The following is a 13,399-nucleotide window of genomic DNA, read 5'->3' on the forward strand; positions in this document are numbered from 1 at the left end:
TTTTTAGTTCGAGCGCTGCCTTACAGCCTCATACAGCAATACGCCGGTAGCCACAGATAAATTGAGACTCTCCACTTGCCCCAGCATGGGCAGTTTAACCAGAAAATCACATTGTTCCTGCGTCAACCGCCTCAAGCCCTTGCCTTCGGCGCCAACCACTACGGCAAGCGGCATGGTCAAGTCAGTCTGATAGACAGTCTGGTTTGCGGAACCGGCGGCTCCCATGATCCAGATGCCTTGATCCTTGAGCCAACGCAGGGTTCTGGACAAATTGGTCACCTGATAAACAGGCACTGTTTCGGCCGCGCCGCTGGCCACTTTACAGACTGTCGGTGTAATGCCGGTTGCGTTGTCCTTGGTAATAATCACGCCCTGCACACCCGTTGCATCGGCCGTTCGAAGACAGGCGCCGAGATTGTGCGGGTCCTGGACATTGTCCAGCACCAGCAATAAAGGCGTGCCTGATAAAGCTTCCACAGCCTGCTTTAAGTCGCTTTCCGACAGCTCGGCCGGCATTTCCACTTCGATCACAATGCCCTGATGATTCTTGCCTTCGGCAAATCGGTCGAGTTTTTTGCGATCGGTTTTTTCCGGGTCTATGCCCAACGACAGCAAATCGTCAATAGCCTGCATCAAGCGTTTGTCTTGCCGTTGCGTGTCCACCCAGGCTTTATTGATTTTTTTGGGTGAGTAATCCAAAGAGGCCTGTACCGCATGAATACCGAATAGTTTGGTTAACTTCATTTTTTACTTCTACGCCGCTTTTTTTTAGGTTTGCTCAACGCCGCTTGCTTATGCACCAGTTCAAAATCAATTTTCTTTTCATCCAGGTCTACGCGGACTACTTTGACCTTGACGCTGTCGCCCAAACGATAGCGGGTGCCGGTTTTTTCGCCAAGCAACTGATGACTGGTCGGATCAAAATGAAAGTAATCCTGAGCCAGATTGCTGATATGAACCAAACCTTCCACATAAATTTCGGTCAACTCGATAAACAAGCCGAATGAAGTGACTGATGAAATAATGCCGGGGAATTCTTCGCCGACCTTATCCATCATATACTCGCATTTGAGCCAGCTGATTACATCCCGTGTGGCATCATCGGCGCGGCGTTCATTGGCAGAGCAATGCTCACCCAGTTTCTCCATGTCAGGCAGCCCGTAAGAGAAATTCTCTGCGGTTTTGCCTTGCAGACAATGTCTAATGGCGCGATGGACGAGCAGATCCGGATAACGTCGTATAGGTGAAGTAAAGTGAGCATAAGCTTCCAGCGCGAGACCGAAATGGCCTTTTAACTCAGGACTGTAGACTGCTTGGGACATGGAACGCAATAAAACGGTCTGTATCAAGTGCGCATCAGGCCTGCCTTGGATCGAATCCACTAAATACATATAGTCCAGAGGCGTTGGTTTGGCGCCGCCACCCAATCTTAAGCCCAATTCGCCAAGAAAACTTCTCAAGCTCAGCAATTTATCAGGAGTTGGCCCATCATGTATCCGCAGCAACTTGGGCATTTTCTTACGGTTTAAAAATCGCGCTGCCGCCATGTTTGCTGTAATCATGCATTCTTCAATCAGCTTGTGCGCATCATTGCGCACTACAGGCACTATTTTTTCGATTTTACGGTTTGGCCCGAAGATAATGCGTGTTTCCTGTGTATCAAAATCCATTGCGCCGCGTTCTTCCCGGCTTTTACGCAGAACTTTATACAGCGCATATAGCTCCTGCAGATGCGGCATCAAAGCTTTATACTGCTTGGCCAGTTTCTTATCGCCTTCGACGAGCATCTTGGCTACATTGGTGTAAGTCAATCTGGCATGTGAGCGCATCACGGCTTCAAAGAAGCGTGATCTGAAGACTTTACCTTGCTGGCTTATATAGAGTTCGCAGACCATACATAAACGGTCTACGTCGGGATTGAGCGAGCATAATCCGTTCGACAGGATCTCCGGCAGCATCGGGATGACCCTTTCCGGAAAATAGACAGAAGTGCTGCGGTTTTGCGCCTCTCTGTCCAAAGCCGTATTGATCTGCACATAATGAGAGACATCGGCGATTGCCACCAATAATTTCCAGCCGGTTGAAGTTTTCTGGCAATAGACCGCGTCATCAAAATCGCGGGCATCTTCGCCGTCGATTGTGACGAGAGGAATATCCCGTAAATCGACCCGATTCTGCTTGGCCGATTCCGGCACTTCATTCTTTAACGGTTTAATTTCTTTCAGCAGTTCATCGGGCCATTGATTGGGCAATTCATAGGAGCGAATAGCCATCTCAATTTCCATGCCGGGCGCCATATGATCGCCCAGCACTTCGATGACCCGGCCGATAGGCTGCCGCAGTTTGGTCGGTTGTTCAAGGATTTCTGCAACAACGATCTGCCCTACTTTGGCTTTGCCAGCATCGCCTTTTTCAATGAGGACGGTTTGCGCGATATTCTTAATATCCGGCACCACATAGGTAAAGCCTCTTTCCTTGTAGAGCCGTCCTACAATCTGGTGTGTATTCCTTTCAATAATTTCAACAACTGCGCCTTCCCTACGGCCTTTTTTATCGATTCCTGAAACGCGGACAACGGCCCTGTCGTTATGTATTAATTGATCCATTTCCCGTGGCGACAGAAACAGATCATCAGAGCCGTCATCAGGTTTAATGAAACCAAAACCGTCGGGATGACCGATAATGCGGCCGGCAATTAAATCCCTACTGTTAACCAGGCAATATTGCTGCGCCCGATTAAAGATCAATTGCCCATCTCGTTCCATAGCTCTGAGCCGACGCCGCAACGCCTCCAACTGGTCTTCCCCTGCCAAGGAAAAGGCTCTTGCAATCTCTTTACGGCGCAGAGGCCGCCCTACCTCCTCAATAAGCTGCAGAATCAGCTCACGGCTGGGGATCGGATTCTCATACTTCTCAGCTTCGCGCTGAGCATATGGGTCTATTGTTGAACTAAAATCAACGTCTTTTTTTGACTTCGCTGTCATTTATTTTAATGAAATGCAAGGTGATGGATACCATAAGTAATATTCATATAATACATTACTTAGTATATCGATTAGCATGAAAAGAAAAAACTTTTGAATTTTTCGCGTGTATACAAAAAAAGAATCTCCATTTATCTGGCTCTCCATTTGTGCAGTTAATTAACATTTCTATGTCCAAGACGGCCTGAAATTCATATCTTCAGACCTTAGAATAGATTACAGACTAATTGTTCATTGGAGGAAATTGGTTATTAAGAGTTCCTTAAACTTCAAAAATAACCTCAATGTTAAAAAAATTTACAATTTGTTTGACAAAAATCAAATAAGCCAATATTATATGCGCTCACTCAGCTTATACAGCTTCCCTCAGCCGAGGTGGTGAAATTGGTAGACACGCTAGCTTCAGGTGCTAGTTGGGGCAACCCAGTGGAGGTTCAAGTCCTCTCCTCGGCACCATCACTTTTTAAGAATATCAAAAACTTGCGCTTTTTACTTTAAGCTCGCAATTGGAACCGATAGTCTACCTATCGCTAGATAACGCGCAAAAATTCTGTTTTGGCCTTGCCGAAAGCCTCGATGTCATCTCAGCTTTCCACCCACGCAGATGACTGCATGTATGCAGAATTTCCAGCATCGAATGCAATTTCCTACGCTTCGATAAGAAAATCGCCCAATCGACCAAAACCATCTAAAAAAATCCATTTCTTACTGTTCCATTAATCAAGTCGCTCAAAACGAAGCACTCCAGAGCTTAATCAGGCACCCCCGCTTCCCCATGCTCCAACTATTGACAACATGCGCAGCATATGGTAATCATTAATCATGTGTTAGTATTTTCTAAACACATTTCGTCGTTAGACGCTGCCATCCAAGCATAAGGAAAACATATATCACCGTCTTGCTATTAAGGAAACGTATATGTTGTACAACAATATTGGTAAACACACCATTAAAAGTGTAAAAGACGCCGGAAAAATTATTGTCTTAGAGGACAATTCAAAGTGGGAAGTCTATTCCCTTGATAAATTCACATCGAAAATATGGGGCTTCGCAGACAGAGTTACCATCAAACCTGACATCGGCTCTAAATTTAGAATTGAACGTATGGCTAGAAGTGGTAAAGTCGAGAAAGTTAGAGCAACTCTTTTAAATTAACCATTTCCGTCAAAAACTCAACCTAACAAAAAGGCCGCTTATGCGGCCTTTTTTCATAATTATCTATTATGATAGCTAAGCATCTTAAAAATCACTTGTTACAGATGCAGCGCTTTTATTTGTTCCTTTTTCAATAGACATGAACCAAAGGAATTACATGAAGAGAGGAAGACTTATTCATTTCGAGACCTTTCCCCAGAAAGCCATCGGCTCATGCGAACGGATGCTCCAGAATAATTGTTTCATCTCTGTCAGGTCCTGTTGACAATATAGCCACCTTAACGCCTACAAGCTCTTCAATTCTCTTGATGTAGGCCTTGGCATTCTCAGGCAGGGCATTAAAGTCGGTTACGCCGGCTGTAGTTTCGTTCCAGCCTGGCATCTCTTCGATAATGGCCTGGCATTCTTCATATTGATCCGCGCCTAAAGGGGCTGTTTCAGTAATGTGCCCGTTAAGTTTGTAAGCCGTACATATACCGACTTTTTCCAAACCATCAAGCACATCCAGTTTGGTTAAACAAATTCCGCTTAAACTGTTCATTTTCGCCGATTTACGCATGGAAACCGCATCAAACCAGCCGGTACGGCGTTTACGCCCTGTCGTAGCGCCGAATTCATGCCCTTTTGTACCCAAATGTTCACCGTTGCCATCATGCAATTCAGTCGGAAAAGGACCGTTTCCTACGCGAGTTGAATAAGCTTTGGTAATACCCAGCACGTAATGAAGATCCAGAGGACCGATGCCGGTTCCTGTCGCCGCTCCGCCCGCTGTAGTATTGGACGAGGTGACATAAGGAAAAGTGCCATGATCAATATCCAGCAAAGCGCCTTGAGCTCCTTCAAATAATAGATTCTTGCCTTCAGTCTGATATTTGTAGAGTTCCTCACCCACATCCGCCAGCATAGGCTTGATTTGCTCACCCAGCTTTAGCGCCTCATCAAGTGTCTGCTGATAATCTACCGCATCAGCATGATAATAATTAGTCAGCATGAAATTATGATATTCAACCAACTCTTTCAGTTTTTCTGCAAAACGCTTCGGGTTCAGCAGATCACCGGCGCGCAATCCCCGCCGAGCCGCCTTGTCCTCATAGGCAGGACCGATGCCGCGTCCTGTCGTACCGATCGCTTTGCTGCCGCGGGCTTTTTCACGCGCCTGATCTATGGCAACGTGTACCGGCAAAATCAGAGTGCAGGCTTCACTGATCAATAGACGGTTTCTGACCGGGATGCCGGCCTTTTCAAGCAGTTCAATTTCTTCCATCAAGGCATTCGGCGACAATACCACGCCATTGCCGATCATGCATTGCACATCATCCCGCAGGATGCCGGAAGGAATAAGATGCAGAACGGTTTTCTCCCCCCGTATAACCAGAGTATGACCTGCATTATGTCCGCCTTGAAAACGAACGACCGCTTCCGCCTGATCTGTCAGCAGATCAACCAGCTTACCTTTACCTTCATCGCCCCATTGAGTACCGATGACAACGACATTTTTTCCCATAATTATTCCAAACTTAAGCTAAGGCCGTTACGACCCAGTTTTGATTATCTTTTTCTAAAATAGATGTACAACCCAGATCCCCGGCATTTCCAGTTTGACCTGGCAACTGCTGAATGACAATCTGACCTTGCGCGCGTAAATCCCTGATTTTTTCGTTCAGTGCCAAATCATCTAAACAAGGAGCGAAAATTAGCGTCCGCCGTTCTTTCTGATTGATTTCCTTGCTTAATGACGATAATAATTTCAAATCGGCACTAAACCCTGTTGCCGGACGCGCACGTCCAAAAACAGCGCCGATGTTGTCATAGCGGCCGCCTCGAGCGATTTCTCTTCCCAGCGATGGCACAAAAGCCGCAAATACCACACCGGTATGATAATGATACCCTCGCAGTTCCGCTAAATCGAAACTGATCGGCAATGATGGATAAATGCCAGACAGCCTTTCCGCGATAGACTCCAGATCAGCCAAGGCTTGCCTCACATTTCCATCAGCAACCGACAGTACTGTGCGCGCTTTATCAAGAGTTTCCTTGCCACCATTCAGTTCCGGCAATTTAAGAAACATCGCCTTAAGTGCGCTATCAATGGCAAAACCATCCATTAATTCCTGAAGCTCTGGCTTGGCTTTACGCTGCAATACATCAAATAATGCAGTTTCCTGCACTTCCGTTAATCCTGCCTGTCTCGATAAAGCCCGGTATATGCCCACGTGGCCCAAATCAAGATGAACATTTTGCAACCCCGTTATCGCCAGCATTTCCAGCATTAAACGAATAACTTCCACATCGCTTTCCTTGCCGGCATGACCGTAAAGCTCGGCGCCAATCTGCATCGGACTTCTGGTTTTCTCCAAAGCATCGCCGCGTGTATGCAGAATAGTTCCCACATAACAAAGACGCGTGGGCCATTCATGTTTGAGATTATGAGCATCTATTCTGGCAACCTGCGGCGTCATATCAGCCCTTACTCCGAGCATTTCACCGCTAATCTGATCCGTCAGTTTAAAAGTTTGCAGTTCCAGATCATGCCCTGAACCGGTCAACAACGAGTCCAGATAATCTATAAACGGAGGGATAACTTGCTCATAGCCCCAGCAAGCAAACGTATCTAATATTTTACGGCGTAAGCTTTCAAGATGCTTGGCATCTTCCGGCAAAATCTCATCAATGCCGTCTGGCAACAGCCAGGAGTCTTTTTGTTGCATATTTTTGCGCGTCCACTCAAACAAAACGCCCCGCACGGGCGGAGCGTTTCTATATTTTAAAGCAATGTAGTGAATGAACCTACTTCACTAAAACCATCACGGCTATTTTTGCCTCTTAAAGTACTTAAAGAAATCCGAGTCAGGTTCGAGCACCATTATATCCGAGCCTGAGAAAGATCCTCTATAAGCGTTCAAGCTACGGTAAAAAGCAAAGAACTCAGCATCTTGTCCATATGCATTTGCATATATCTCTGCCGATTTCGCATCGCCTTCGCCACGCAGCTTTTCCGCATCGCGGTAAGCATTAGCCAGCGTGACGACCTGTTGCCTGTCTGCATCGGCACGAATTCTCTCCGCAGCTTCCGCACCCTGCGAACGGAATTCGCGAGCAACTCTTTCACGCTCCGCTTCCATTCTGCGAAAAACAGAACTGCTGACTTCGCTAGGCAAATCAATGCGTTTAACCTGGACATCGACAATATCCATACCCAAATTTGCCGCAATAGCTCTGGAATTTTTGATTAGAATTTCACGAATAGCCCGACGATCAGTCGAAACTAATTGCTTGATATCACGTTTACCGAATTCGCCACGGAAGGCATCTTTTATAATTTGATCCAGACGCAGGTTGGCTTGATCTATATCCCCGCCTACCACGGTATAAAAAGTGGTTACATCGCCAATTCGCCATTTAACAAAAGAATCAACGATCACATTCTTTTTCTCCGCCGTTAAAAAGCGCTCAGGTTTTGAATCCATAGTCTGGATACGTGCATCGAACTTCTTAACATTGTTAATAAAAGGCATCTTGAAATGAAGTCCAGGCTCGTAATCAGACTTTACGATTTCACCTAACTGGAATTTGATCGCCTTTTCAGTTTCATTAACTGTAAATATGCACATCATGCCGATAAGCAACAGCGCGCCTATGCCTAACAATATTTTATTATTCTGTGTCATTGGCGCCCCCTTGCATCACGACCGCGAGTTGTAGTTCGCAACGCAGGTTGTTCTATTTTAGTTGTCTGTTCAGGCTGTTCTGCCGCGCTTTGAGGAGCAGGCTGTGAAGTTGGATGCGACTGCTGGATCATCTTATCTATTGGTAAGTAAAGCACATTATTGCCGCCTTTAGTGTCAACCATGACCGTATTTGTTTCATTCAATATGGATTCCATGGATTCAAGATAAAGACGTTGTCTCGTTACTTCAGGCGCTTTTTTGTATTCTGTCAGCAATTTGGAAAAACGATTGGCTTCACCTTCTGCCCGAGCGATAACCTGCTCCTTATAGCCTTCGGCTTCCTGGAGCGCTCTGGCTGCCGCACCACGTGCCTTGGGCACAACGTCATTAGAATAGGCTTCCGCTTCGTTAATTAGGCGCTGCTGATCTTCACGCGCTTTAATGGCATCTTCAAACGCGCTTTGAACCTGTTCAGGCGGCTGCGCATCCTGGAGGTTAACACTAGTAACCTGAATACCGGACTGATAATTGTCCATGATATCCTGTATTTCCTTCTTAATCTGGGCCACAACTTCACTACGGCCTTCCGTCAAGACAAAATCCATTTTGCTGCTACCGACGACGCCGCGGGTTGCGCTCTCTGTAGCCTGCTTCAAAGTAGCTACAGGGTTGGCCACATTGAAGAGAAATTGCTTAGCATCTTTAATCTGATACTGAACAGCCAGACGAACGTCAACAATATTTTCATCCTTGGTCAGCATTAATGCTTCTTTGGGCACCGTTCCAAGAGTCTGCTCGCTGCCCGCGCTCCGGTAACCAACTTCAATGTAACGCTGCTGCTTAATATTGATAATATCAACGCGCTCAATGGGTGCAGGAAAATGCCAGTTCAAGCCCGGCTCAGTAGTAACGGTATATTTGCCAAAGCGCGTTTCAACGCCCTGGTTCCCCGCATCGACAGTGTAAAAACCGAATAATCCCCATACCAGGACCACGCCACCTGCTATCCAAAAGCCAAGACCTTTTATTGGACCGCCGGAAGAACCTTCGCCGCCACCTTTACCGCCGCCAAAAATCCTGCCCAATTTTTCTTGCAATGAACGTATCGCTTCATCGAGATCAGGTGGACCCTTTTGGTCACCCCGACCACTCCAAGGGTCTTTCTTATCGCCGCCAGGCTCATTCCAGGACATACATATGCTCCATATGGGATTATTTGTAATTTATTTAATGGTTATTCCGAAGGACGTTCAGCCAGCAGCATAGGCCGCCGGCCTAACCTACCCATGCAAATCCTACATTTTTATCCAATTCTGATTGTTTAGCTGGGGAATTATCCTAAAAAAAAACACTTTATACAAACCTAAGCTAAAGTAATTCTTCAATTTCTATTGATTTGAGCAAACCTAAATGCTTCGCATCCATCTCGATAACTAATTCATAGCCGCCGAAATCATCAACTTCCTCTTCAAGTATTTTAGCAACAGCAAATAGTTTAGCTCTCACATCCCCTTGATCAGGCCTCAAATAGCATTTTCTTTTGATTCTGGTGCTTGAAAACATTTCCGCCAGTGCCTGGTAAAGAAGATCGACACCCTCTCCTGTTTCGGCAGACAGCCATACCCGCACGGGATTCCCTGCCTCATCGCGATCAATCCGAGGATTAATATCCGTTAATAAATCAATTTTATTGAAAATTTCCAATTGCCTGATTTCGTTAGCCTCTATATCTTCCAGCACCTGATTGACCTGAATTATAGTCTCATCTCTGTCTTCGGCATTAGCATCAATCACATGCAACAACAAATCTGCTTCACTGGCTTCCTGCAGCGTAGATTTAAATGCGGCAACCAATTCATGCGGCAAATGGCGAATAAAACCAACCGTATCGGCAAGCACTATTTCCGCGCTATTGGGCAATTGACAATTACGTAATGTTGGGTCCAAGGTAGCAAAGAGCTGATCCGCTGCGTAGATATTCGCCCCGGTCAATTTATTAAATAGTGTTGATTTTCCGGCGTTGGTGTACCCTACCAACGAAACAGACGGAATTTCGGCTTTTTTTCTTTTACTCCGTCCTTGATGCCTTTGCTTTTCAACTTTTTCCAATCGCTGTTGAATCTGCTTAATACGCAAACCCAATAGTCTCCGGTCAGTTTCCAACTGAGTTTCGCCCGGACCACGCAGACCGATACCACCTTTTTGACGCTCCAAATGCGTCCAGCCTCTGACTAGTCGAGTTGATAAATGACGCAGTTGAGCTAACTCAACCTGCAACTTCCCTTCAAAAGTTTGTGCGCGCTGGGCAAAGATATCAAGAATCAATCCATTCCTGTCCACCACTCGAACACCTAATGCATTTTCAAGGTTTCTTTCCTGACTAGGTGAAAGCGGATGGTTGAATAAAACAATATCTGCAGACTGGCTTTCTATAACATTTTTTAGCTCATCAAGCTTGCCTGTTCCGATAAAATATTTCGGGTCAGGACTGCGCCGACTGCCGGTTACCACGTAAACAGGATCTGTCCCGGCCGATTTAGCCAATTCCTTTAATTCTAAAAGATCTTCCTGCCCGGAATGAAGTGTTAGATGAACCAAAATCGCTCGCTCACCTGAGCCAGGACGATCAAACAAGTAAACACTCCAATACCATATTTATAAAAAGATTGTTATTTTCTTTTGTTTTAATGTTTTTCGGCACCAAGACTTACTCTCAAAGAGTTATTCTTCATTAGATTCATTTTCACGCGTTAGCTTTACGGCCTTACTCGGCACAATCGTTGAAATGGCATGCTTGTATACCATTTGGCTGACTGTATTCTTGAGCATAATCACATACTGATCAAATGAATCCACTTTTCCTTGCAATTTAATTCCGTTAACAAGGAAAATTGAAACAGGTGTATGTTCTTTTCTAAGAGTATTTAGAAAATTATCCTGCAAATTCTGACCTTTTGACATCCGGTTTCTCCTTATTATTTTTTATAAAAAAGCTGCTTAAGACAATTGCAATTACAAGTCATGACAAAAGCTTATGAAATAACTCAAAAATTGCTTCTAGATATTTTAACGCCATTCAGACTGAATTTTCATATATTCCTGCTTTCTCATGCTTAAAAATATAAAAATCCGCATCATTACTAAAATTTGTCCGGTAAATTGATCTCTAACCGTTGTTTTGCCGTATCCGGCACGTAACCGAGTACTCTCGGCCGGCCTGTCTTCTTCATAAGACTTTATTTGCAAGCTTATAGCCGGAAGCACACTAACCGTCCATACACCCTGAAATCTTATTGCATTGCCAATGCCTGCACCTGATGCTCATAAGCCTTTACTCTCACAACGACTGCTGACGCTCCGTTTATCCAGTTTAAAATACCCAATAAGCCCAACCGCTACATTTTTGCAGCATTTAATGCAATATTGATGAAAATAATTCCACCGAATTGGTCTGCATCCATCGATTGCCACTCGTAATCGGGAAAATATCGGCTGACAGACAAATGGCTTTTTGCAGTGCTCAAACGCGCCTATTGTCAGACAATAAAATTCGCTTTTTGTGCAAACCATTTTTTATCAAGATTTCCTGTTATCGTCACCTTTACTGACAAAGACTGTCCATTGTCGTCTACTTTTACTTATGTGATCAGTGTTTTACCGATCTGGAATTTTGCCAATCCGCTTCAATAATTATAGTCTTGGCTCAAAAACAGACTGCAGTTTTAGACATATTGATTGCCCTGTTTTTAACCCAACCTGACATCCATTGAAGAAAAATTGCTATCCGTTGCAACAAAGACCATAATTTTTTGCTGCCGTTTAAGAATTTTTTAGCGCGAACTATAACTGACTGAAGATACGAATAACGCGTACTCCTTTGCATTAATATAAAGACAGACTCTGCTTTAGATAGAATTGGATGGCGCTTTTAGTAAGGCATTAATCCACAGCCCATCTTTTCGCAGTCAAATGTCTGGCAGATGGTTCCTGTTTTAGTCTGATGAAAAATTCACGACCTGTTCCACAAAGATATCCGGCTGTTGCACATGCACCCAATGCCCCGCATTCGCAATGACATTGAGCGTAGCTTTGGGAAATAACGTAGCAATATCCTCGGATTTGACGTAATTCGAATCTGCACCGGCAATGAACAGTGCCTTTCCGACAAAAGGTGCCAACGTTCCAGCATCGGGAAAAGCTACTATATTCGGAGCCATCCGGTAAAAAATATCCAGATCAATTCTCCAGCGATACTCGCCATGGTTCAGTACAAGATTTTGCAATAAAAATTGACGATAGCTAAGTTCCGGTATGTCTGCTGCGAGCATGGCTTCCGCCTGCTTACGATTGCTGATTTCACTAAGCGGCAAGGACTTCAGTGCTTGAATGAGAGGATCAAAACTGTGCTTATAACTGACCGGAGCAATATCAACGACCACCAACTTGTCCACACTCTCGGGATAATTAAGCGCAAACCACATCGCAATCTTACCGCCCATGCTATGCCCCAATAAATTGACCTTCTTTATCCCTCGCTGATCGATAAACGACTTAAGATCGGCAGTCATGGAAGGATAATCCATTAATGGATCATGAGGCGACACGCCGTGATTACGCATATCCGGCACATAAACATGAAATTTATCCGACAGCCGGTCAGCCACTTGTCGCCAATTACGCGAGGAAGCAAAAAAGCCATGCAGAATAATTAACGGACAATTATCCGAACTACCCGATTCTTCAAACGCTAATTCGACAGTTTTCATTATGCAAACCCGAATATGGCGCCCAGCAAGCCGCCAAAGACGCCGCCCCAAACAACCAGCCACCCCAGATGCTCGCGGATTATCGCCTGAACCATTTCTTTGACTAATTGAGGTGTCAGTTCACTCAATCGCTTATCAATCACTGTTTCAATTTTGCCGACAATGTCCTCACCGATTTTATGCGCATTCAAGCCCTGCTGCAGCGCTGCCTTAAAGCTGTCGGATTCAACTGTCTCAGTCAATGTATGCTTCATCTTTTCGATAAAAGGCTCTTTTAACGGTGCCAGCGCTTCCGGCCCACCCATCATCATCAGCATGCCGCCAAAAGAAGAGCCCATGATAGATACAACCAGCCCTTCATACACTCTATCATAATCAACCGCGTTCAATAGCGGCTCCAGATTCAATATTTTTTCGCCTTGCTGCTCTTCAGCCTCAATAAAATTCTCAATATTATTGATCGTAAAGAACTGCTGCATCATGAGTTGCTTGATAGAGCTCTTAAACTCTTCAAATCGGTTCGGTATTACGCCTGAACCGTATAGATAAGGTACTTTCTCAAATAGCATATGAATGGCCAGCCAATTGGTAATTGCGCCCGACAGGGCAAAGTAACCAATTGCTCTCACCAGTTCCTGTTGTACGATATAGCCTGTAATAATAATCGCAACAGCAATTAGATTAGTGAGAAAACTTTTATCAATTATTTTTTCCATTGTTTTTAATATAGAGTTGGAAACTTCTCCAACCACTGCTGAAAATTCTAAAATTTTGCTTAAAATGGGATGTGCGTGATCAACTGACGCCAAGTTTTCAACTTAGGCAG

At 44.9% G+C, this 13,399-nt stretch carries 11 protein-coding genes and 1 tRNA gene; 2 read left to right on the top strand and 10 right to left on the bottom strand.

Annotated features, from left to right (window positions below; genetic code table 11):
- Positions 1–3 precede the first annotated feature (3 nt).
- Both rlmB and rnr read right to left on the bottom strand, forming a co-directional pair.
- Positions 4–744 carry a 23S rRNA (guanosine(2251)-2'-O)-methyltransferase RlmB gene (rlmB, locus tag V2P20_RS14090; RefSeq protein ID WP_331819372.1) on the bottom strand — a complete coding sequence of 247 codons (741 nt, stop codon included), beginning with the start codon at positions 742–744 and terminating at the stop codon, positions 4–6.
- Positions 741–2,984: a ribonuclease R gene (gene rnr, locus V2P20_RS14095; RefSeq protein ID WP_331819374.1), complete on the bottom strand. Its 2,244-nt coding sequence runs from the start codon at positions 2,982–2,984 to the stop codon at positions 741–743. The genes rlmB and rnr overlap by 4 nt, the downstream gene beginning before the upstream one ends.
- 369 nt (positions 2,985–3,353) lie before the next feature.
- Between rnr and V2P20_RS14100 the strand changes: the two genes are divergently transcribed.
- Positions 3,354–3,440, top strand: a tRNA-Leu gene (locus V2P20_RS14100).
- 462 nt (positions 3,441–3,902) lie between these two features.
- Complete coding sequence (locus V2P20_RS14105) at positions 3,903–4,139, top strand: hypothetical protein (RefSeq protein ID WP_331819376.1); 237 nt, start codon at positions 3,903–3,905, stop codon at positions 4,137–4,139.
- Positions 4,140–4,350: 211 nt separating this feature from the next.
- Here V2P20_RS14105 and V2P20_RS14110 read toward each other — a convergent pair whose 3' ends face one another.
- The 8 genes from V2P20_RS14110 to V2P20_RS14145 form a co-directional block, all read right to left on the bottom strand.
- Positions 4,351–5,643 (bottom strand): adenylosuccinate synthase, encoded by a 1,293-nt coding sequence (locus tag V2P20_RS14110; RefSeq protein ID WP_331819378.1) that lies wholly within the window; start codon positions 5,641–5,643, stop codon positions 4,351–4,353.
- 13 nt (positions 5,644–5,656) lie between these two features.
- A complete protein-coding gene (locus V2P20_RS14115) occupies positions 5,657–6,847 on the bottom strand; it encodes an ATP phosphoribosyltransferase regulatory subunit (RefSeq protein WP_331819380.1) in 1,191 nt (396 codons plus the stop codon).
- A 102-nt stretch (positions 6,848–6,949) separates the two neighbouring features.
- The gene (gene hflC / locus V2P20_RS14120; protein ID WP_194970140.1) at positions 6,950–7,807 is read right to left on the bottom strand and encodes a protease modulator HflC; all 858 of its coding nucleotides are present in this window, start codon (positions 7,805–7,807) and stop codon (positions 6,950–6,952) included.
- Positions 7,804–9,000, bottom strand: coding sequence for an FtsH protease activity modulator HflK (gene hflK / locus V2P20_RS14125; protein ID WP_331819383.1), 1,197 nt, complete (start codon positions 8,998–9,000; stop codon positions 7,804–7,806). The genes hflC and hflK overlap by 4 nt, the downstream gene beginning before the upstream one ends.
- Positions 9,001–9,175: 175 nt before the next feature.
- Positions 9,176–10,441: a ribosome rescue GTPase HflX gene (gene hflX, locus V2P20_RS14130; protein WP_331819385.1), complete on the bottom strand. Its 1,266-nt coding sequence runs from the start codon at positions 10,439–10,441 to the stop codon at positions 9,176–9,178.
- An 87-nt stretch (positions 10,442–10,528) separates the two neighbouring features.
- A complete protein-coding gene (gene hfq / locus V2P20_RS14135) occupies positions 10,529–10,768 on the bottom strand; it encodes an RNA chaperone Hfq (RefSeq protein WP_020160432.1) in 240 nt (79 codons plus the stop codon).
- Positions 10,769–11,799: 1,031 nt separating this feature from the next.
- Positions 11,800–12,573 carry an alpha/beta fold hydrolase gene (locus tag V2P20_RS14140; protein WP_331819390.1) on the bottom strand — a complete coding sequence of 258 codons (774 nt, stop codon included), beginning with the start codon at positions 12,571–12,573 and terminating at the stop codon, positions 11,800–11,802.
- Positions 12,573–13,289, bottom strand: a complete 717-nt coding sequence (locus V2P20_RS14145; RefSeq protein ID WP_194970185.1) for a DUF445 domain-containing protein — start codon at positions 13,287–13,289, stop codon at positions 12,573–12,575. The genes V2P20_RS14140 and V2P20_RS14145 overlap by 1 nt, the downstream gene beginning before the upstream one ends.
- Between the last annotated feature and the right edge of the window lie 110 nt (positions 13,290–13,399).

The organism is Methylobacter sp. Wu1 (assembly GCF_036553575.1).
Lineage (GTDB): Bacteria > Pseudomonadota > Gammaproteobacteria > Methylococcales > Methylomonadaceae > Methylobacter.

What these genes read in the sequence shown, in the direction of transcription:
- rlmB (WP_331819372.1), bottom strand. Translation starts at nt 744, where the DNA reads ATGAAGTTAACCAAACTATTCGGTATTCATGCGGTACAGGCCTCTTTG.
- rnr (WP_331819374.1), bottom strand. Translation starts at nt 2,984, where the DNA reads ATGACAGCGAAGTCAAAAAAAGACGTTGATTTTAGTTCAACAATAGAC.
- V2P20_RS14105 (WP_331819376.1), top strand. Translation starts at nt 3,903, where the DNA reads ATGTTGTACAACAATATTGGTAAACACACCATTAAAAGTGTAAAAGAC.
- V2P20_RS14110 (WP_331819378.1), bottom strand. Translation starts at nt 5,643, where the DNA reads ATGGGAAAAAATGTCGTTGTCATCGGTACTCAATGGGGCGATGAAGGT.
- V2P20_RS14115 (WP_331819380.1), bottom strand. Translation starts at nt 6,847, where the DNA reads ATGCAACAAAAAGACTCCTGGCTGTTGCCAGACGGCATTGATGAGATT.
- hflC (WP_194970140.1), bottom strand. Translation starts at nt 7,807, where the DNA reads ATGACACAGAATAATAAAATATTGTTAGGCATAGGCGCGCTGTTGCTT.
- hflK (WP_331819383.1), bottom strand. Translation starts at nt 9,000, where the DNA reads ATGTCCTGGAATGAGCCTGGCGGCGATAAGAAAGACCCTTGGAGTGGT.
- hfq (WP_020160432.1), bottom strand. Translation starts at nt 10,768, where the DNA reads ATGTCAAAAGGTCAGAATTTGCAGGATAATTTTCTAAATACTCTTAGA.
- V2P20_RS14140 (WP_331819390.1), bottom strand. Translation starts at nt 12,573, where the DNA reads ATGAAAACTGTCGAATTAGCGTTTGAAGAATCGGGTAGTTCGGATAAT.
- V2P20_RS14145 (WP_194970185.1), bottom strand. Translation starts at nt 13,289, where the DNA reads ATGGAAAAAATAATTGATAAAAGTTTTCTCACTAATCTAATTGCTGTT.